Genomic DNA, 16,971 nt, shown 5'->3' with positions numbered 1-16,971 from the left:
CGATGACGCCCGAAGAACGGCTCATGCGCTCGCTTCCGGCGCTGCGGGCCCTCGTCGACTCCATGGCGGGGCGGTCACCGTCGGAGGCGCGACAACTCCTTCAGCTCGACTTCCTGATCCGGAAGTATCCGGCCGCCGCGCGGATGAGCCTTCAGCGTCGGCAGCGTACCGAGCCGGAACAGCCGGCGCCGCCGGGCTGGTCGTCGGCGTGGGACACCGGCGGGCTTCCGCTCTGGAGGTGGGCGGGTGGCCAGATCTGCGTGGCGACCACGGACTCGGACCAGCTCCGGTTCTTGAACGTGGCGCTTGCGCGGTTCGACGAGATGACCGCCGAAGAACTCCACGCTTACCTTCACGGCTCACCGAACGCGGCCCCGAGCCGTTTCCCGAGGCGCGATTCATGATGCTCGACCGGGGAGCCGACCTGTCGGTCGCGTGCCTTCGGTCAGCTCTGTGGGCTCAGGCCTGCCACGGACAGCTGGAACAGCCGGTCCGCTGCGGCGGCGGGATTCGGGTGGTGCTCGGTCGCGAGGACGATGCCGACGATCAGCGTGATCAGATCGGCGACGGTGACGTCTGGCGTGACCGTACCGTCCCGCACGGCGCGGCGCAGCAGAGGTTCGCCCGCCTGTTCCATCTTCGCCGAGCAGGTGTTCTCGTGCACCGAGTCGGGCGCGGCTCCCTCGTAGGCCAGCGCGGCCGCCAGTCCCCGGGCGGAGACGCAGTAGGCGACGAGGTCACTCAGCCATTCCAGGAGCGCGTTCCGGCTGTCGCCGTTGCCGGTCAGGTCGTCGGCGCGGACGCACAGGGCCTCGATCCGTTCCCGGGAGACCGCCTCCAACAGTGCGCGGCGGGTGGGGAAGTGCCGGCGCACGGTCGCCGAGCCGACCCCTGCGGTGCGGGCGATCTGTTCGAGGGAGGCGCCGGCGCCGTGGGCGGCGACCTCGTCCTCGGCAACGGCGAGGATCCGCGCGTAGTTGCGCCGGGCGTCCGCGCGCTGGCGGTCGGGCATGGCGTCATCTCCAAGGTGTTGCTAAGTGGCGGGGCCCGCCGTATCGTATCGCGAAGTAAACGGCGGGCCCCGCCGTTTAATGTTGGAGTACCTCGAGGAGCAGCATGTCCATAGATTCCGCGCCCGTCCTGGTCACCGGTGCCACCGGCAGGCAGGGTGGGGCCACCGCCCGCGCCCTGCTTGCGGCGGGTGTTCCCGTACGCGCCCTGGTGCGCGACCCGGCCACCGACCGGGCCAAGGCGGTCGAGGCGCTCGGCGCCGAGCTGGTCACCGGTGATCTCCGCGACCGCGACTCCGTGATCCGGGCCGCCGAGGGCGCCCGCGCCGTCTTCTCCGTGCAGATGCCGGAGATGACCGCGGAAAGCGTTGACTTCGCCGGAGAGGTGACCCAGGGCATCAACCTCATCGAGGGTGCGAAGGCCGCCGGAGTGCCGCAGTTCGTGCACACGTCCGTCAGTGGCGCCGGTCTGCATACCGAAGCTCCCGGCTGGGTCGAAGGCCGCTGGGCTTCGATGGAACCCACCCTGGGCGCCAAGAGCGCGATTCAGGACCGGGTGCGCGCGGCCGGCTTTCCGCACTGGACGCTTCTCAAGCCGGGATTCTTCATGGAGAACTTCCTGCCGTCCATGAGGTTCCTGTTCCCGCGTGGCATCGAGGGTGGTCTGGTGAGCGTCGTGAAACCCGAGACCCGGCTGTCCCTCGCCGCGGTGGACGACATTGGCAGGGCCGCCGCTGCGGCCATCGCCGAGCCGGAGCGGTTCGACGGGATCGAGTTGGAGCTGGCGAGCGACTACCTGTCGATGGCGGAGATCGCCGAGATCCTGTCCCGCGCCGTGGGTACGCGACTGTCCGCGCCGGACATGACCGAGGAGGAGGCCTTCGCCGCCGGAATGCCGGGCATGGGCGCCACCCATGAGTGGCTGAACGTGGTCGGCCAGCCGGCCCGCCCGGAGTACGCGAGGGACCTCGGCATCCCGCTCACCGGCTTCGAGGAATGGGCGCAGGAGCACATGCGAGCCACGGCCTGACCGGTTTAGCGGTTATATCTGGCATGACCGGTAGGGGGTTTATTTTCTGGACTTTTGCCCCGACACTCCGAAACTCGCGTGTTCTACGCAGCAATCGATCGTCGTTCAACTCGGCTGTTAGCCTCCTGATCGCAGTCGGCATCTCATCGCGAACAGGGGAGATTAAATGGCTGGATCGTCAATTCGGATATCGGCTCTTCTGGCGGCGCTGTGCGCCACGCTCCCGGCAACCGGTGGGACGGCTCACGCCGCTCCCGTCCAGCTGTTCGGCAGTTGCCAGGATGTTCACCGGGCGATTCCGATCGCGGGGGACGGGACCTACCTGCTGTACAACAACGGCAACCTCTTCACGGTCCACTGCTCCCACATGGCCACGGCGCCCAGCGAGTACCTCGATCTCGCCAGGACCGGGCCGGACCTCAACTTCTCGCAGTACACCGCCGGCGGCGCCTCACCCGGTACGAGCGTCCGGACGAAGTTCACGAGACTGCGCGTCGATCCCAAGACGTTGACCGTGGACATCGGGGATCTGACCTTCGCGGCGTCCACCGGCTCGCTGCGGCACGGTACGGCGACCGTGACCAGCATGCCGTACGGAGTCGCGATGGCGTGTACCTCGCGGCCCGACGGGCTGGGGAACATCGACCTGCAGGACACGCCGTTCCGGGTCGACAACGCGTTCGCCGCCGGTGGGTTCAACGCCTCCGGAACGGCGACGCCGAGCCCGAACGGCCAGACGGTCGACCTGCGCGGCGGCGGCTACTGCGGCTGGGAGATGTCGGCTCCGCCGCTGTACAACCCCTTCAACCCGAGCCCGGGCACGTACCACCTGAAGGTGGCCTGCGCGCAGAACGGGGTGCTTCCCGCCCGCCGCCAGATCTGCCTCCACCTGGGCGGCACGACCGGGCTCACCACGCAGGTGCGACGGGAAGGCGGTCGGCCCGTCCTCATGGTCCGGCGCGGCGGCCACCTGGTGGCGGTGTCGGACACCGACGGTCGGATCCGCGCGGTCTGACGCGCGTTCGTGACAGGCGGCGGCCCGGGCCGATGCCCGGACCGCCGTCTGCCGATACTGAAGTGGAACTAGCCGGCCGTGTTCACGCGGCGGCGGGAACCCTCAGGACTAGTAATCGAGCAGCAGGCCATGGCCGTCATCGACGGCCCGGCTCATCCAGTCGAGGGTGTCGTGCAGGTCGGGATCCTCCACCGCCTCCCGCACGTACTTCTCGAAGGTCCAGGGACCGGGGAGCCATACGCGGTGCTTCCGTGGAACCCGGTGATTCCACGCCTTCGCCAGCGTGACCGGTACAGGTTCGTCGTTACCGTGGTCGGGCGGAAGGAGAGGGTGCCCCACGGCCCAGTAGGGGGCCGACGGGACGGTCGGTGCCGGGATTGCGAGGATCTCCTCACGGACGGCTTGCAGCTCAGGGGCGAGCGCCCACCTGTTCGTCCGTTCCCGGGCCTGCTCCGCCCGCTCCCGTAGGAGCGACCAGGCCTCCGCGTACTGTGCGGTGACGTCGTAGCGGTACCAGGCTCGCAGGTAACCGCGATGGGCTCCACCGCGGACCTCGTCCAGGTGCGTGCGCCATCGTCGCAGGTGGTCGGCGAGTTCGCCGGGCAGGAAGCTGCGGAAGGCCGCCAGCCGCCACTCCGCCGGGAGGACGGGACTGTAGACGAAGGAATTCACCCGGCGATAGCAGTCCGGGCCGCTGTCGACCTTCACATGCCGCGCGATGTGGTTCGACCCTGAGGCCGGCGGCGGCCCGCCGAGCAGGTGGTCGAACTCTCCCGCGCGCCGGTTGCCGAGTGCTGCGAACGCCGTCGCCTGGGCTTCGACCAGCGCCGCCCAGCACTCGGGGGAAAGGTCGCTCACCGGCCGCATCCGCATCCAGTCGATCCCCACCGCTTCTCCCGCCTGTCGAAGACCACACCAGGGTCGCAGCAGGACGGGGCGGGTCTCGGTGCCGTACCGGACGAAGCGGCGTGCGCCGTGGCGTCAGGGTGTCCGACGAATATCCGTTGAATCCCTTCGAGGCGTGCGCCTCCGACCTAGGATGGCGATCATGAGCGGCGATGGGCTGGGCATGGTGTTGCGCGATGTGATCAATGAAGATGACGAGATAATCGGTCAAGCCGATAATTGCGAGATCGAGGAGAAAGGTCTCCTTAGCCGGGTTGCCTTCGTCGTCATCATCAACTCCAAGGACGAGTTGCTGCTGCAACAGCGTTCCGCCGGTAAGAAGGCCTATCCGCTCTACTGGTCGGGCGCGGCGGCCGGTCACGTCAACAGCGGGGAGTCCTACGAGGAGGCGGCGAGCCGGGAGCTCGGCGAGGAGCTGGGCATCCAGGCGCCCCTCCGCTACCTGGGGAAATACCTCTCGGTGGAGGACCGGGAGATGGTCGCGACCTTCCTCGCGTACCACGATGGGCCGTACGAGATCGAACGGCGCGAGATAGAGAAGATCGATTTCTTCACGATCGACCGCCTGCGTCGCGAGATGCCCCGGATGAAGGTCACGAGTTTCCTGGAGAGGGCTCTTGTGATGCTGGAACGGCGATCGGCCTGAGCGGCCGGCCGGGATCGCCCGGTTCTCGGCTCATCGGTCATTGGACGGCGCGATGGCGAGCATCTTTATATGACTGTGTACGTGCTCGCCCATATCGTCGTGACTGGCCTCGAGTCGATTGCGTTCGAAGTAGTGCAGCGGCCTTCGCCAATCCCGATAGAGCCGCGTTATGACGCCGTCCTCGTCGTCGGGATACGTCGGTACGATCCGGTGGCTCCGCGGAACGGGCGTGAACGTGCTCCAGCACGAGATCGCGTTGGCCCCGCCCGGGTGAGTCATCGCCTGCATGCTCCGGATCACCTCCTCCTTGTCCGGGAGGTAGTGCAGCAGGCCGTTGCAGACGATGAGGTCATAGCGCGCGGGCGCGGTGTACGACCGTGCGTCGGTGTGGTACACGGTCACCTCGACGCCCGTGTCGCGGGCGAAGCGTTCGATCTTCTCGGCGCCGGCGCCGCTGATCTCCACCGCGTCGACCTGCCAGCCGAGCAGGGCGAGCCTGATCGCGTCCGCGCCCTCGCCGCTGCCGAGATCGAGAGCCCTTCCCGGCGGCCGGCTCCGCGCGTACCGCAGCACGGATCGGGTGATGACCGAGGCGTGGTGATCCTCCGGATCCGTCGAGTACCGCTGGGGGACCGTCCACCAGTACCGCTCGTTCCGGCCGTAGGCGGCTTGGAAGAACTGCGCGACGTCCACCCGGATCTCTCCTCACACCTCGATGGGTAGCGCTGTGATCAACTGCTCGTCACCGTACGAGGCCGCCAGCCTGCCGATCGCCCGGCTCCTTGCCGGGTCGGCGTGCAGGGAGGCCAGGATCTTCGCGGCGGAGGGCACGCCGACCTGCGCGTACACCGGAAGGACGTCGGTGAAGAAGTTGCGATACTGCAGGCCCGCCAGGCCCTCGATGGAGAGCTCCCGGCCGGCGGCGTAGCGGCTGAAGCGCGAGCGGCCGGCGAGTTCGGTGAGCTCCTCGACGAGCCGGCGGTCGAGCTCGTCCTGCCGGCTCTGCTCGGACACGCGCCGGGCCAGGTCGTCGTGGCCGTGGACGGTGAGGTTCAGGCCCGCGATCGTGAGGGCCATTCTGCGCTGCCCGCGCGTGAGCCCGTCCTCCGTCAGCGCGAGGATCGTGTTGTTGACGACCTGGTGCTCGCGGACCTGCAGTACCTCTTCCACGGACCAGGGGTACATGTGCGTGCTCGGGGCGAAGCGCGTCTCGGCGGGGATCTCGACCTCGAAGACGTAGAAGAAGAGGTTCTCCTTGTCCGGGTAGTAGAACCCGGGTGTGCTCGTGAGCCGTGGCTCCCGCGGCAGTTCGGTCACGCGGAGCTCGTCCCGCAGCTCGCGGAGGACCGCGGCCTTGGCGGTCGCCGGTCCGATCAGGAAATTCGGGGCCGTGCTGTTCGCCGAGTCCTGTGTCACGTGGTCGCGTTGATTCACGTACCCGCTGAGATGCGACGCCTTCCCGAGCTCCCTGGTGGAGTTCTTCGGGGTATTGATCTCCAGAAGCGGCTCTATGCTGCCGCCCTTTCGTCGCCAGGTGATTATCACGACCGCCGGCAGCCAGTCGTGGATGTTCTGCTGCGGGATCATCACCCCGCGCCGGAACCGCGCGCCCGAGCAGGCGAATCCCGCTTCGGTCGGAGAGCCGACGAGCACCACCTCGTGCTCTTCCCTGCTGTTCTCCACCACCTCCTGGAAGACCGACTCGAAGTAGTGGTCGGGTCGATCCTCGAACTCGAAACGCAGTATCTCCGGCCCGGCTCGATGTGAGCGCGCTCCGGTCAGGTGAACGAGGTTGTGACCGTCGGCCGTCCGGAGCACCGCGCCCGGGAACTGGACGAGCCCCGCGTACGAGTGGACGCTCCACCGGCCGGGAGTGCCGAGGCGCAGCAGTAATGACGTGACTGTGCGCCTGGCGAGGCCCGCACGCTGCCGTCGTTCGCGGGCCGCCTCCGCGGCGTCGGGGAACTGGACGGTCAGGTCGTCCCGTACGAAGCCGAGGAGGTCGTCGTTCAGGAAGACGATCCGAAGCTCCTCCCAGAAGGCGGCCGGGCCGGACCTCCGCCTCTTGCGGGCCAGTGCGCGTTCCAGATGATCGGCCAGGTCCTCGTGGGTCGGATCCACGATCGTGGCGCTGGTGGCCTCGGCCAGGCGTTCGACGAAGACGGCGTCGCCGACGACCGTGCGCATCACGATGTGCCCGGTGCCAGGCGTGTCGCCGGCCGCCGAAGCCTTCGGTTCCCCGCCGGAAGGCGTCGACGACCGCTCGATGGAGGCGATCATCTCCTCGGCCACCTGTTCGAGGATCGTGATCTCGTAGGACTTCCTGAAGTGGTCCGTCGTCACGCCGCAGATCTCGGCGGCCTTTCGCCGTCGTTGCTGCGCCGGCCAGGCCCGCGTTCCGGAGACCAATCCGAAGGTGTACTCGGCGGCCTCGCCGAGGAATCCGCCGCCTATCCGGGACACCGCAGATCTGAGGAGTTCTTCGATCGCGGGTTGCGTCGAGGCCGAGGAGTTCGGCCGGCACCGCCGTGTCGCTTCTTCCAGTGCCGGAACGTTGATCCGGCGGAGCCTGGTCAGCCCTTTCTCGCGGAGGAGTTTGAGATCGGCGACCAGCCGCGCGAAGTCTGGCGTCCCCGATTCCTCCGGCACATCCCGATTTTCGCCGGGCCATCACCAGGTTGCAACCAGGAGGCCCCCGGATGGACATGGTGTGCTTGACCAAGGGAGGCGCCTCCCTTCCGACGCTTCGACCGGAAGGGAACCCGAGCTCCAATGATCGAACACCGCGCCCTCATGGGCGGATCGCCGTGAACGCCCTCATCACGATCGCCGCGAGCGTTGCCACAGGGGGCATCGTGGGAGCCTTCGTCACGGCGAACATCGTCGTAGCGGTCAGAAGCCACCTCATGACCCGCGCCCAGGATCGCGCCGCGTACTGGGAGGACCGGGCGCTCCGGGCGGAGGACCCGGAGTTCCGCGCGTGAACTCTCCTCAGAACCGTTCGTGATCCTCGGGTCGGGTGGAGGGCGGTGGGTTCGTGGGACCGGACCGTCGCCCCGCCGGGCCCGCAGGCCGGCGGGCCTGCGGTCCCGGTGACACCTGGCGGTCCTTTCCGGTCAGGATCCGAGGTTATGCGGCCGGGTCGTCGTCGTGCACGGTGAGGTGCGCGAAGTTCTGGCCGACCACCGCGTCGGTCGGATCGACCACGAACACCTTGTAGACCGTGTCGGTCGTCGCCGCCGGTACGGTGTCGCCGTTGACCGGGATCCGCACCGCCACCTCGCGCCGCCCCGGCTCGATGACGACCTGCTGGGCGCCGGTGGCGACCTGGGTGCCGGTTCCGGCCAGCGTCTGCACGCTCGCGGTCACCGGGACCTTGCTGGTCTCCGACAGCCGTAGGGTGACGGTCGCGGTGCCCGGGCCGTCGCCCTCGTTCACGGTCGTGCCGACGATGGACACCTGCGGGAGCTCGCTCGGACCGCCCTCGCCGACCCCGGAGTCCTGGAAGGCCAGGTCGGAGAGGAACACCCCGCCCGTGGGCGTCGCGGTGGAGATGACGACCTGCCGGAGGTCGTTCACCTTGACGCCGGTCATCTCCGCCACCGGCCACCGGATCGTACGCAGCCAGGTCTTGGGCAGCAGGGTGCCCGATCCGGGGAACGAGGTGAGGGCGTCGCCGAGTCCGGACACCGTCGTCGACTGCGTGCGGCCGGCGCCGTCCACGACCGTGATCTTCAGGTCCGCGGACACGCCGGCGTCGTCCAGCGCCGCCCGAAGGGTGAGGGCGGCGTACTTCTTGACGTTGGAGCGGCTTCGGGGCAGGTCCACGCTCATCGACGTGGGGGCGGTCCAGCTCAGGTGCAGCAGCGGCGTCGCCGTCACGTTCCCGCCGTAGTTCGCCGGGGTGAAGGACGGGAACCGGCCCGTCGAGGTGGACATCGTGCAGGACGGCAGCCCGCTCTGCGGCGATCGGCCGCCCATGCTCGCGCAGAACCGCCCGGCCTCCGCCGGGGAGAACTCGACGTTCGACGCCGGTCCGCGCAGCGGCGCGAGGTCGAGCCGGTCCCCGGTCGGGGCCTGGCTCTCCTGGTACACGGTGGCCGCGCCGACGGAGATCTCCGTGCCCGTGCTGCCGTCGAACATCGGCGCCAGGCCCGTCTCGTGTCCCATCACCAGCCGGAAGAAGCCCGCGACGTAGTCGACGCCCACCTGGTACTGCTCGGCCGCGGTGAGGCGGATGGAGGTCGGCGAGTTCGTCCCGCAGGTGGCGTCGCTCTGGCTGGACCAGTCGTCACTGGCCGGGGCCACGGCGACGCCCGGCGTCCACTCGGTGTTGAAGAAGTTGTGGTCGGCGCCCATGACCAGCAGCGAGGAGCGCAGCACTCCGTCCGAGGTGTGGGCGTACCGCGTGTCCTCGTAGAAGTGCTGACCCTGCAGGTTGGACACGTCACCGTCGCAGTACGGCAGGATCACCGCCATCGGAACGTCCGGCAGCGTCTCGCGGCCGAAGTCGATGGGCGCGAGCGGCAGCACCGCCTTGATGCCGTACGGGCGCGGCAGCGCCGCGTTGAGCAGCGCGGCCTTGACCACGCCCTCGCCGCCGCGCGAGTGGCCCATGAGCCCGACGTCCTTCAGATCGAGCCGCCCCTTCAGCAGCGGGCTCATGCCCGGCGCTCGGCCGTCGTTCGCCCGCGCGAGCAGGTCGAGATGGTCCAGCACCAGCTGACCGCGGGCCAGCGTGCCGGCGTCGTCGCTGTACGGGTTGTCCTGGGCGTTGATGCCGTTCGCGCTGATGGAGACGACGACGTAACCGCGGCTCGCCAGGACCTCGGCGGACTTGTCGTAACCGCGGTGGCTGGGGATGGGCTGGTACCCGTCGGCGCACGGCCAGTGCGTGTTGTCGGTCTTCTTGGCCACCGGGTCGTAGCAGGCGGAGTGGCGCCCGTGGAGGAAGATCACGACCGGTCGCGGTCCAGGCGCGTTCTTCGGCACCCACACCGCGGCGCGCTCTTCGACGACGCGGTCCCCGAGGCCGGACAGTTTCAGCGCGGTGTCGCCGAAGTCGTAGTCGGCGCGATCGATTCCGTACGGGCCCGGCGCGGCCGGGTCCACCGGCGGCGACGTACGGGAGGCGTGAGGCTTCGGCGTCGCCTTCGCGGACGTCGTACCCGTCGTCGAGCCGGGTACCGTGCCGTTCCAGGCGACCTGGACCGAGGACGCCTCGGCCGCCGTCCGGTCGGTGGTGGTCACGGTCAGCGTGCGGCCGTCGGGTGACTGCTGGGCGTACCCCACCGACCTGCCGTTCACCGCGATCTCGGGGAGGGCGTCCCTGGCCTCCAGTTCCCGGTCCAGGTGCAGCGTGACCCGGTAGCCGCCGTGTACCGGGGTCACGGACCAGGATCCGTCGGGTGAGGGGGTGCCGGGCGTCGCGGTCGCGGCGGTCGGCAGGAGGGTGACGCCGAGGGCGAACGCCACCCCGAAGGCGATGGATCTCGCCGAAAGTCTCATCAAGTCCCTTTCTCGTACGACGCGGGACAAAAGCCCCATCGGCGAGAAGGGTTCCAGCGATCTTCACGCTGCCGGTTGCGGCGGAATTACCTTCGTGTAACTCGGGGGACGGGTGTTACGAAGCCTCGGGGAAAGAGGAGGCTCCCGATCGGCCGGTCGCGCGTGCCGCGGCCCCTGCTTCCGGAACCCGGAGGTGGGCTACGCCGTGCGCAGGGCCTCGGCGGAGATGAGCGCGGTGGAGCCCGGGGCCGTACAGGCGTAGGCGCCCGCGACCGCGCCGAGGCGGGCGCACTCTTCCACGTCCCGGCCGGCGAGCCTGCCGTACAGGAAGCCGCAGACGAACGCGTCGCCCGCGCCGTTCGAGTCCACCACCGGTGCGGGCGGGACGGTCGCCGGGATGTGCCGCGGGGTGGGGCCGCCGTCCCGGGTGAGGACGTACGCGCCGTCCGCGCCGGCCGTGGCCACCACGGTCTCCGCGCGGCCCTCGCGGAGGATCTCCCGCATCACCGTGGTGAAGCCCTCGCCCGCGCCCGCGGCGCTGAAGAAGACGAGGTCGGAGCGGAGCGCGAACTCCCGATGGTGGTCGGCCAGCCCGTCCCAGTCGTGCAGGTCCGTGGAGACCGTGACCCCGAGGTCCGCGATGTCGTCGTAGAGGAAACGCGCGAAGTTCATGATCGACAGGTGGACGTGGCGGGCCCGGCTCAGCCAGGGGAGGTAGTGCTCCCTCGGCATCCGCAGGTCCGCCGGGTCACGGCCGTCGTAGAAGGACATCCGGCGGCCGGTCGCGTCCACCAGGTTCACGGCGCGGCGGGTGCCGGCGGGGGAGATCATCGGGGCGAACTGCACGTCCCCCTCGGCGAGCCGCGTGCGTACCTGTGCGCCGATCCAGTCGTCGCCGATGTAGTCGAGCAGCGCGACCGACAGGCCGAGCGCTCGGGTGCCGAGGGCGACGTTCCCGCCGGTGTGGCCGGGCCACTCCTCGATGGGCGGGACGGCGACCGAGTCCGCGAGCGGGACCGGCAGCGAGCCGACGCGCACGATCGTGTCCACCCCGCTGCCGCCGACCACGACGACGTCGTACTCCGCCTGCTCGGGAACCATCCGCTCCGCCTCCTCGCCACCTGCCGGGTTCCAGTATGACGTGATCTTGAAGCGGCGCCGGCCGTGCTCAGGGGGCGGTCCGTCGGACGGTTCACGAAGGTCCGCCCGTACCCGGCGCGGAGGCCCCGCTTCGGGGCCGACCTGCGACGTTCAGTATCATTTTCGCGTTTTACTTCCTTTTTACGGAGCTTCCACGTGCGAAAAGGGATCGTCCTCGGGTCTGTCGCCCTCAGCGTGCTGGCCGCCGCGGGGTGCGGCGGTAAGACCAAGCCGGCGGCACAGCACCCGTCCGCGTCGGCCAAGCCGCACGCGGCCCCCGCGCTGACCGAGGCGCAGGCGCGAACGATCTTCACCAACTACGAACGGGTCAACAACGAGGCGAACGCCAAGGTCTCCGACGCGCTGCTGCGCGAGAACGAGACCGGGCCGATGCTCGAGGTCGACCTGGTCGGCAACAAGCGCATCCGGGCCAAGCAGGAAAAGAAGATCAAGGCCTTCTACTACCAGAGCCCCCAGTTCTTCATCCCGCGTGACGTGAGCCCGGCCTGGTTCGCGGTCTTCGCTCAGGTGCGCGGAAGTAAGGACAAGGAGTTCCTCGTGATGGTCGACACCGGCGGGGGCAAGTACAAGGCCGCCGCCGGCTCCTGGCTGGCGAAGGGCCAGAAGCTGCCGTCGATCGCCCGCGGCGCGGACGGCTCGGCGACCGCGGTGACGACCGGACCGGCCCTCGACGTCGGCACCCGGCTCTCCACCTACCTGACCTACACCGCCGCCCGTCAGAAGTCCCCGGAGAAGTTCGCCTCCGGCCCCCTCACCTCCACGCTCGGCAGAAACTGGGCCAAGTCCGTACTGCAGATCAACAGCGGCAACCGGTGGCAGGGCCGTACCGAGTGGAAGGCCCGGCCGCAACCCGTCTACGCCTTGAAGACCACCGACGGTGGCGCGCTCGTTCTGAGCGCCGTGGTCCAGGGGCTCCGCTACACGGCGACGAAGCCGGACGTGTGGTACAAACCCTCCGACGACTTCCTCGGTCTGGGGCCGAAGCGCTACTACAACCGCTTCACCGGCGAGTGGCTGTGGACGTACGGGACTTATGTTCCCTCCACCGGCCTGCCCTCCGTCGTGACCAGCGGGGCACACGCGATCAGCGCGACCGGAAGCTGACCGCCGGCCTCCCGGCTCCCGTCCACGCCGTCCGAGCGGGTGACGGCGCGGCTCTGCCGGTCAGCCCCGCTGGACGACGTACGTCGGTTCGAAGCGCACCGGCAGCGCCGACAGGCCGCGGATGTGGAAGGCCGGCCGCCACTCGAGCGCGTCCTCCGGAACCGCGAGCCGCACGTCCGGAAGCCGGTCGAGGAGCACCTCGATGGCGGTGTGCGCCATGACCTCGGCGAGCTCGGGCGCCGGGTCCGGGCATCCGTGCTCGCCGGCGCCGAACGCCAGGTGGGCCTGGTTGCCGCCCGAGTGACCGTCGGCGGCGGGCCGTACCAGCGGGTCGGCGTTGGCGCCGGCCGGCCCGACGATGACCACGTCGCCGGCTCGGATGGCCCGGCCGCCGAGGTCGGTGTCCCGGACCGCCCAGCGGGGTGGGGAGGTCTTCATCGGAGAGTCCTCCCACAGCACCTCGTTGAGCGCCTGGCCGACGCTGCGGCGACCGCCCGAGAGGGTCAGCGAGAACCGATCGTCGGTCAGCATGAGACGCAGCGTGTTGCCGATCCAGTGGGCGGTGTTCTCCTGGCCACCGGACATCACGACGAGGAGGTCCCCGATCAGTTCGTCGTCGGTGAGCTCGGTGGAGTACGCGAGCACGCGGGACGTCATGTCCGGGCCGGGCCGCTCGCGCTTGCGCGCGATGAGCTCCGTCATCGTCACGACGAACCGGCCGAACGCGTCGATGGCGTCCTCCCGGCCGTCGTTCATCATCTTCATGTCCTGCGCGACGGCCATCAGCTGTGAGTCGGGCAGCCCGAGCATGTTCCCCATGACGAGCATCGGCAGGTGGTAGGCGTACTGCTCGATGAGATCGGCCTTGCCGGCGGCGGCGAACGCGTCGATCAGCCGGTCGGAGAACCGCTCGCAGTCGCCGCGCAGCTCGAACGGGTCCACCTCGGCGAGCGCGGTCGCGATCGCGCCGGCGCGCTTCGCGTGAAGGGGCCCGTCCAGGAACATCAGGATGCCGGGCAGGTACCCCGAGCTCTGCGGCGGCACATAGTCCGGGCCGTGGCAGCGGTACGGGTCGCGCGCGAACGACTGCCCGTCGGTGAGGACCCGGTGGACCTCGCGGTAACCGATGACCAGCCACGCGGGCTCGCCGCTCTCGAGTACGACGGGCACGACCGGTCCGTGGTCGCGCCGCATCTCCCGGAAGAGCTCCTCGGTGTCCTCGGTGAAGCGCCGCCCGTACAGCGGTACCGCCCCGAGAGGCGCGCCTCCGAACTCCGGCTGCGCCGCGGTCACGACAGGTCTCTTGCGGTCGGTGTGGTGGTCGTCACGCGCGGGAGCTTAGCCCTGGAACAGCCATGTCGGCCATATTGTCCCGAGTTGACCAGCGTTTTGACGCAATGTCTGGACCGACGCCCATCCGAACGAGACCGACGGCGAAGAAAAGCGGGTGCGGCGGGCGAAGGCCGACTGCACAATCGCCGGCATGACCTCATCCCACTGGCCCCTGTTCGCTCTCCGGGTGAGCACTCCGCGGCTCCGGCTGCGGGTCCCCACCCTGGAGGACCTGGACGCCCTGGCCGAGCTGGCGGCCGAGGGCGTGCACGACCCCGACGTCCAGCCGTTCACGGTGCCGTGGACCGACGCTCCGCCGGCCGAACGCGCGCGCGGGACCCTGCAGTACCACTGGTCGGAGTGGGCGGCCTGGCGGCCGTCGGCCTGGTCCCTGAACCTCGTGGTCGCTCTCGACGGCGTGATCGTCGGCACCCAGGGAGTGAGCGCGAAGGACTTCGCGATCCGCCGTGAGGTGTCGACGGGATCCTGGCTCGGCCGGCGGTACCAGGGGCAGGGGATCGGCACCGAGATGCGCGCGGCAGTGCTCGACCTGGCGTTCGCGGGACTGGGCGCGGAGTACGCCCTGTCCGCCGCCTTCGCCGACAACGAGGCGTCCTTCGCGGTCTCCCGCAAGCTCGGTTATCGGGAGGACGGGATCGATCGCCATGTCGTCCGCGGCCGTCCCGTCGTGTCGCGCCGGCTGCGGCTCGACCGCGCCGGCTGGCAGGCCCGGCGAACGGTGCCCGTCACGATCGAGGGCCTCGCCGCCTGCCTGCCGCTCTTCGGCCTCTGAACGGTGATCCCTGGCGTGCGCCGCCCGTAGGGCACCGCGATCGCCAGGGATCACCGCCGAGCGGCCTCTCAGACCGCGGTCGCTCAGATGGTCTTGATCACGCCGCCGTCGGCCAGATAGTCGGCGCCGGTGAGGTTTCCGGCCAGGGGGGAGGCGAGGAAGGTGACGAGCGCGGCCGTCTCCTCCGGCTCGGTGAGCCTGCCGGTGGTGATCCCCATGCGCTCGGGCACCCGGGCGAGGAACTCGTCGAGGGACTCCCCGGCCGCGCGGGCGAGGTGTCCGGCGAAACCGTCCGGGTCGCCCCAGTTCTGCGTCCTCGTCGGACCCGGGCTGACGGTCAGGACCCGCAGGCCCTGCGGACCGAACTCCTCGGCGAGCGCCTTGCTCAGGTTCGTCATCGCCGCCTTCGCGGTGCCGTAGTCGACCGGTTGGAACGCCGCCCGTGCCCCGATCGACGAGATGTTGACGATGACTCCACGCCGCCGCAGCAGGCCCGGCAGCAGCGCGCGGGTGACCCGCACGGTGCTGAAGAGGTTCAGCTCGTACGTCCGCTGCCAGGCGTCGTCGGGGGTGCCGAGGAACCCGCCGGCCCGCATGCTCTCCTCGGCGACGCCGCCGAGGTTGTTGATCAGGATGTCGGCGTCGCCGGCGCGTTCGGCGAGGGCCGCGACGCCGTCCGGGGTGGTGAGGTCGACCGGCACCGCGGTCACGGTGCCGACCGGCATGGTGGTCACCGCGCCGGCCGCCACCGTGGTCACCGCGGCGGTCGGTCCGGTCGGCTCCGTGCCGGCCGTACGGGCGGCGGCGACCACCCGCGCGCCCTCGCCGGCGAGTGACCGCACGATGGCCAGCCCGATGCCCTTGCTGGCGCCGGTGACGACGGCGACCTTTCCGGTCAGTCGCAGATCCATGATCGCTCCATTCTTGAGCTGTAGATACAAAATCAGGGCATGCCTACGGCATGCCGCGTCGGGGGTTTCTCAGAGTGCGCGCAGCGCGGTCTCGGCCATCGCCGACAGCCGGGCCGGGTTCGGGTCCGCCTTGGCCAGCACCCGGATGCCGTTGATCGTCGCGAGCAGGAGGGCCGCCAGCGCGGCGGCATCGGCCTCTGGGTCGATCTCGCCGGCGCGCTGGCCCTCTTCGATCGTGCTGCGGAACGCCGCCTCCTGCCGGTCGAAGATCCGTCGTACGAGGTGGTGCACGACGTCGTCCTCGTCGGTGAACTCGATCGCGGCGTTGGCGGCCATGCATCCGCGCCGCTCCCGGTCGTCCAGGGCGGCGGTGACGATCAGGTCGATGGCGGTCCGGATCCGCGCCCGCGGCGACCCGGGCCCGTCCAGGAACTCGATCAGCCGGACGGTCTCCCGCTCGTAGTAACGGCGCAGCGCCCGCTCGTAGAGCGCGTGCTTGCTGGTGAAGGCGTTGTAGAGGCTGCCGGGACCGATGCCGAGCGCCGCGCCCAGCTGCCGGGGCGTGGTGCCCGCGTAGCCATTGGCCCAGAACACCTCCATCGCCTTGTCCACGGCGGCGTCCGGGTCGAATCCCTTGGTGCGTGCCACGCCCGTACCCTAGCGCGAATTGGAACTCTGACTCAAATACGGCTCAGCGGCGTTCCGGGCCGGCCGTGACGAAGTCGTCGTGGCCGAGGACGCGCAGCAGGCTGAGGTGGTCGATGTTCGAGGTGCCCGGCGGCGGGGTGAAGATGGTGAGCCGCTGGTCCTCGGCCGGGCTCAGCAGCGTCTCGCACTCCAGCTCGATCGGGCCGATGACGGGGTGGTCGACGCGCAGGCGGCTCTTCCGGCTCACGGCGACCTCGTGCAGTTCCCACAGCGCGGCGAACTCGGGACTGGCCTCCCGCAGCCGGGCGACCAGGCGGGTCGAGGCGGTGTCGTTGCCCCGCCGGGCGACCGAGGCCCGCAGGTCGGCGACGTAGGCGCGGCTCTGCGGTTCGCGCTCCTCGGCCGGGTAGATCGGCTGGAGCGTCGGGTCGGTGAACCAGCGCCAGATGAAGTTGCGGTCCTGCTCGCGGACCGAGCAGATGCAGCCGAGGAGCGCCTCGGCCATGGTGTTGCGGGCGAGCAGGTCGCCGATGTCGCTCGTGATGTGGGCCGGGGTCTCCTTGAGCTGGTCCAGCAGGTACAGCAGGGCGGGCCGGACGTGGTCGCCCGCCGGCCGGCCCGCGGGCGGCCGGTGACCTGAGAGCAGGTACAGGTGGTCGCGCTCGTCCTCGGTCAGGCGCAGCGCGTGCGCCAGTGAGGCGAGGATCTGCGGCGACGGCTGCGGGCTGCGGGCCTGTTCGAGGCGCATGTAGTAGTCCGCGGACATCCCGGCGAGCTGGGAGACCTCCTCGCGCCGCAGCCCGGGCGTACGGCGGCGTGGCCCGGCCGGCAGGCCGACCTCCTGGGGGCGCAGCCGTTCCCTGGAACGACGCAGGAAGTCGGCGAGCTCACGGCGGTCCATCTGCAT

The 16,971-nt window shown here is 69.9% G+C and carries 17 protein-coding genes; 7 read left to right on the top strand and 10 right to left on the bottom strand.

The features are described from left to right. Positions 1 to 2: 2 nt before the first annotated feature. Positions 3 to 404, top strand: coding sequence for a hypothetical protein (locus ABD978_RS32850; protein WP_345363447.1), 402 nt, complete (start codon positions 3 to 5; stop codon positions 402 to 404). Positions 405 to 445: 41 nt separating this feature from the next. On the opposite strand, the gene ABD978_RS32845 is transcribed toward ABD978_RS32850, so the two are convergent. After that, positions 446 to 1,012: a TetR/AcrR family transcriptional regulator gene (locus ABD978_RS32845; protein WP_345363446.1), complete on the bottom strand. Its 567-nt coding sequence runs from the start codon at positions 1,010 to 1,012 to the stop codon at positions 446 to 448. A 104-nt stretch (positions 1,013 to 1,116) separates the two neighbouring features. Between ABD978_RS32845 and ABD978_RS32840 the strand changes: the two genes are divergently transcribed. Further along, a complete protein-coding gene (locus ABD978_RS32840) occupies positions 1,117 to 2,040 on the top strand; it encodes an NmrA family NAD(P)-binding protein (RefSeq protein WP_345363444.1) in 924 nt (307 codons plus the stop codon). 166 nt (positions 2,041 to 2,206) lie between these two features. After that, complete coding sequence (locus ABD978_RS32835; protein ID WP_345363442.1) at positions 2,207 to 3,055, top strand: GON domain-containing protein; 849 nt, start codon at positions 2,207 to 2,209, stop codon at positions 3,053 to 3,055. Positions 3,056 to 3,163: 108 nt separating this feature from the next. Here ABD978_RS32835 and ABD978_RS32830 read toward each other — a convergent pair whose 3' ends face one another. Next, on the bottom strand, positions 3,164 to 3,943 hold the full coding sequence (locus ABD978_RS32830) for a hypothetical protein (protein ID WP_345363440.1): 780 nt from the start codon (positions 3,941 to 3,943) through the stop codon (positions 3,164 to 3,166). A 160-nt stretch (positions 3,944 to 4,103) separates the two neighbouring features. Between ABD978_RS32830 and ABD978_RS32825 the strand changes: the two genes are divergently transcribed. Beyond that, positions 4,104 to 4,607 carry an NUDIX hydrolase gene (locus ABD978_RS32825; protein ID WP_345363438.1) on the top strand — a complete coding sequence of 168 codons (504 nt, stop codon included), beginning with the start codon at positions 4,104 to 4,106 and terminating at the stop codon, positions 4,605 to 4,607. 30 nt (positions 4,608 to 4,637) lie between these two features. On the opposite strand, the gene ABD978_RS32820 is transcribed toward ABD978_RS32825, so the two are convergent. Both ABD978_RS32820 and ABD978_RS32815 read right to left on the bottom strand, forming a co-directional pair. Further along, complete coding sequence (locus ABD978_RS32820) at positions 4,638 to 5,300, bottom strand: class I SAM-dependent methyltransferase (RefSeq protein ID WP_345363436.1); 663 nt, start codon at positions 5,298 to 5,300, stop codon at positions 4,638 to 4,640. Between the two features lie 12 nt (positions 5,301 to 5,312). Beyond that, entirely contained in the window at positions 5,313 to 7,256 is a 1,944-nt protein-coding gene (locus ABD978_RS32815) for a hypothetical protein (RefSeq protein WP_345363434.1), read from the bottom strand. 158 nt (positions 7,257 to 7,414) lie between these two features. On the opposite strand from ABD978_RS32815, the gene ABD978_RS32810 reads away from it, so the two are divergent. Next, entirely contained in the window at positions 7,415 to 7,591 is a 177-nt protein-coding gene (locus tag ABD978_RS32810; RefSeq protein ID WP_345363432.1) for a hypothetical protein, read from the top strand. A gap of 145 nt (positions 7,592 to 7,736) precedes the next feature. Here ABD978_RS32810 and ABD978_RS32805 read toward each other — a convergent pair whose 3' ends face one another. Both ABD978_RS32805 and ABD978_RS32800 read right to left on the bottom strand, forming a co-directional pair. Continuing rightward, positions 7,737 to 10,115 (bottom strand): poly(ethylene terephthalate) hydrolase family protein, encoded by a 2,379-nt coding sequence (locus ABD978_RS32805; protein WP_345363430.1) that lies wholly within the window; start codon positions 10,113 to 10,115, stop codon positions 7,737 to 7,739. Positions 10,116 to 10,313: 198 nt separating this feature from the next. Continuing rightward, the gene (locus tag ABD978_RS32800; protein ID WP_345363428.1) at positions 10,314 to 11,216 is read right to left on the bottom strand and encodes a carbohydrate kinase family protein; all 903 of its coding nucleotides are present in this window, start codon (positions 11,214 to 11,216) and stop codon (positions 10,314 to 10,316) included. Between the two features lie 195 nt (positions 11,217 to 11,411). Between ABD978_RS32800 and ABD978_RS32795 the strand changes: the two genes are divergently transcribed. Beyond that, a complete protein-coding gene (locus ABD978_RS32795) occupies positions 11,412 to 12,380 on the top strand; it encodes a DUF8094 domain-containing protein (protein WP_345363427.1) in 969 nt (322 codons plus the stop codon). A 60-nt stretch (positions 12,381 to 12,440) separates the two neighbouring features. On the opposite strand, the gene ABD978_RS32790 is transcribed toward ABD978_RS32795, so the two are convergent. Next, positions 12,441 to 13,673, bottom strand: a complete 1,233-nt coding sequence (locus tag ABD978_RS32790) for a cytochrome P450 (RefSeq protein ID WP_345363425.1) — start codon at positions 13,671 to 13,673, stop codon at positions 12,441 to 12,443. Positions 13,674 to 13,863: 190 nt separating this feature from the next. Between ABD978_RS32790 and ABD978_RS32785 the strand changes: the two genes are divergently transcribed. After that, positions 13,864 to 14,505, top strand: coding sequence for a GNAT family N-acetyltransferase (locus ABD978_RS32785; protein ID WP_345363423.1), 642 nt, complete (start codon positions 13,864 to 13,866; stop codon positions 14,503 to 14,505). 83 nt (positions 14,506 to 14,588) lie between these two features. On the opposite strand, the gene ABD978_RS32780 is transcribed toward ABD978_RS32785, so the two are convergent. The 3 genes from ABD978_RS32780 to ABD978_RS32770 form a co-directional block, all read right to left on the bottom strand. After that, complete coding sequence (locus tag ABD978_RS32780; protein ID WP_345363421.1) at positions 14,589 to 15,416, bottom strand: SDR family oxidoreductase; 828 nt, start codon at positions 15,414 to 15,416, stop codon at positions 14,589 to 14,591. A 69-nt stretch (positions 15,417 to 15,485) separates the two neighbouring features. Then, positions 15,486 to 16,064, bottom strand: coding sequence for a TetR/AcrR family transcriptional regulator (locus ABD978_RS32775; protein ID WP_345363419.1), 579 nt, complete (start codon positions 16,062 to 16,064; stop codon positions 15,486 to 15,488). A 43-nt stretch (positions 16,065 to 16,107) separates the two neighbouring features. Beyond that, entirely contained in the window at positions 16,108 to 16,971 is an 864-nt protein-coding gene (locus ABD978_RS32770; protein ID WP_345363417.1) for a helix-turn-helix transcriptional regulator, read from the bottom strand.

The sequence above is a fragment of the Actinoallomurus liliacearum genome (assembly GCF_039542035.1).
GTDB lineage: Bacteria > Actinomycetota > Actinomycetes > Streptosporangiales > Streptosporangiaceae > Actinoallomurus > Actinoallomurus liliacearum.
The sequence above is the reverse complement of the archived record's forward strand: the minus strand, read 5'-3'. Positions and strand labels throughout refer to the sequence as shown.

Bases quoted from the DNA above. Each gene is read 5' to 3' on its own strand.
- ABD978_RS32850 (WP_345363447.1), top strand. From the start codon at position 3: ATGACGCCCGAAGAACGGCTCATGCGCTCGCTTCCGGCGCTGCGGGCC.
- ABD978_RS32845 (WP_345363446.1), bottom strand. From the start codon at position 1,012: ATGCCCGACCGCCAGCGCGCGGACGCCCGGCGCAACTACGCGCGGATC.
- ABD978_RS32840 (WP_345363444.1), top strand. From the start codon at position 1,117: ATGTCCATAGATTCCGCGCCCGTCCTGGTCACCGGTGCCACCGGCAGG.
- ABD978_RS32835 (WP_345363442.1), top strand. From the start codon at position 2,207: ATGGCTGGATCGTCAATTCGGATATCGGCTCTTCTGGCGGCGCTGTGC.
- ABD978_RS32825 (WP_345363438.1), top strand. From the start codon at position 4,104: ATGAGCGGCGATGGGCTGGGCATGGTGTTGCGCGATGTGATCAATGAA.
- ABD978_RS32805 (WP_345363430.1), bottom strand. From the start codon at position 10,115: ATGAGACTTTCGGCGAGATCCATCGCCTTCGGGGTGGCGTTCGCCCTC.
- ABD978_RS32800 (WP_345363428.1), bottom strand. From the start codon at position 11,216: ATGGTTCCCGAGCAGGCGGAGTACGACGTCGTCGTGGTCGGCGGCAGC.
- ABD978_RS32785 (WP_345363423.1), top strand. From the start codon at position 13,864: ATGACCTCATCCCACTGGCCCCTGTTCGCTCTCCGGGTGAGCACTCCG.
- ABD978_RS32780 (WP_345363421.1), bottom strand. From the start codon at position 15,416: ATGGATCTGCGACTGACCGGAAAGGTCGCCGTCGTCACCGGCGCCAGC.
- ABD978_RS32770 (WP_345363417.1), bottom strand. From the start codon at position 16,971: ATGCAGATGGACCGCCGTGAGCTCGCCGACTTCCTGCGTCGTTCCAGG.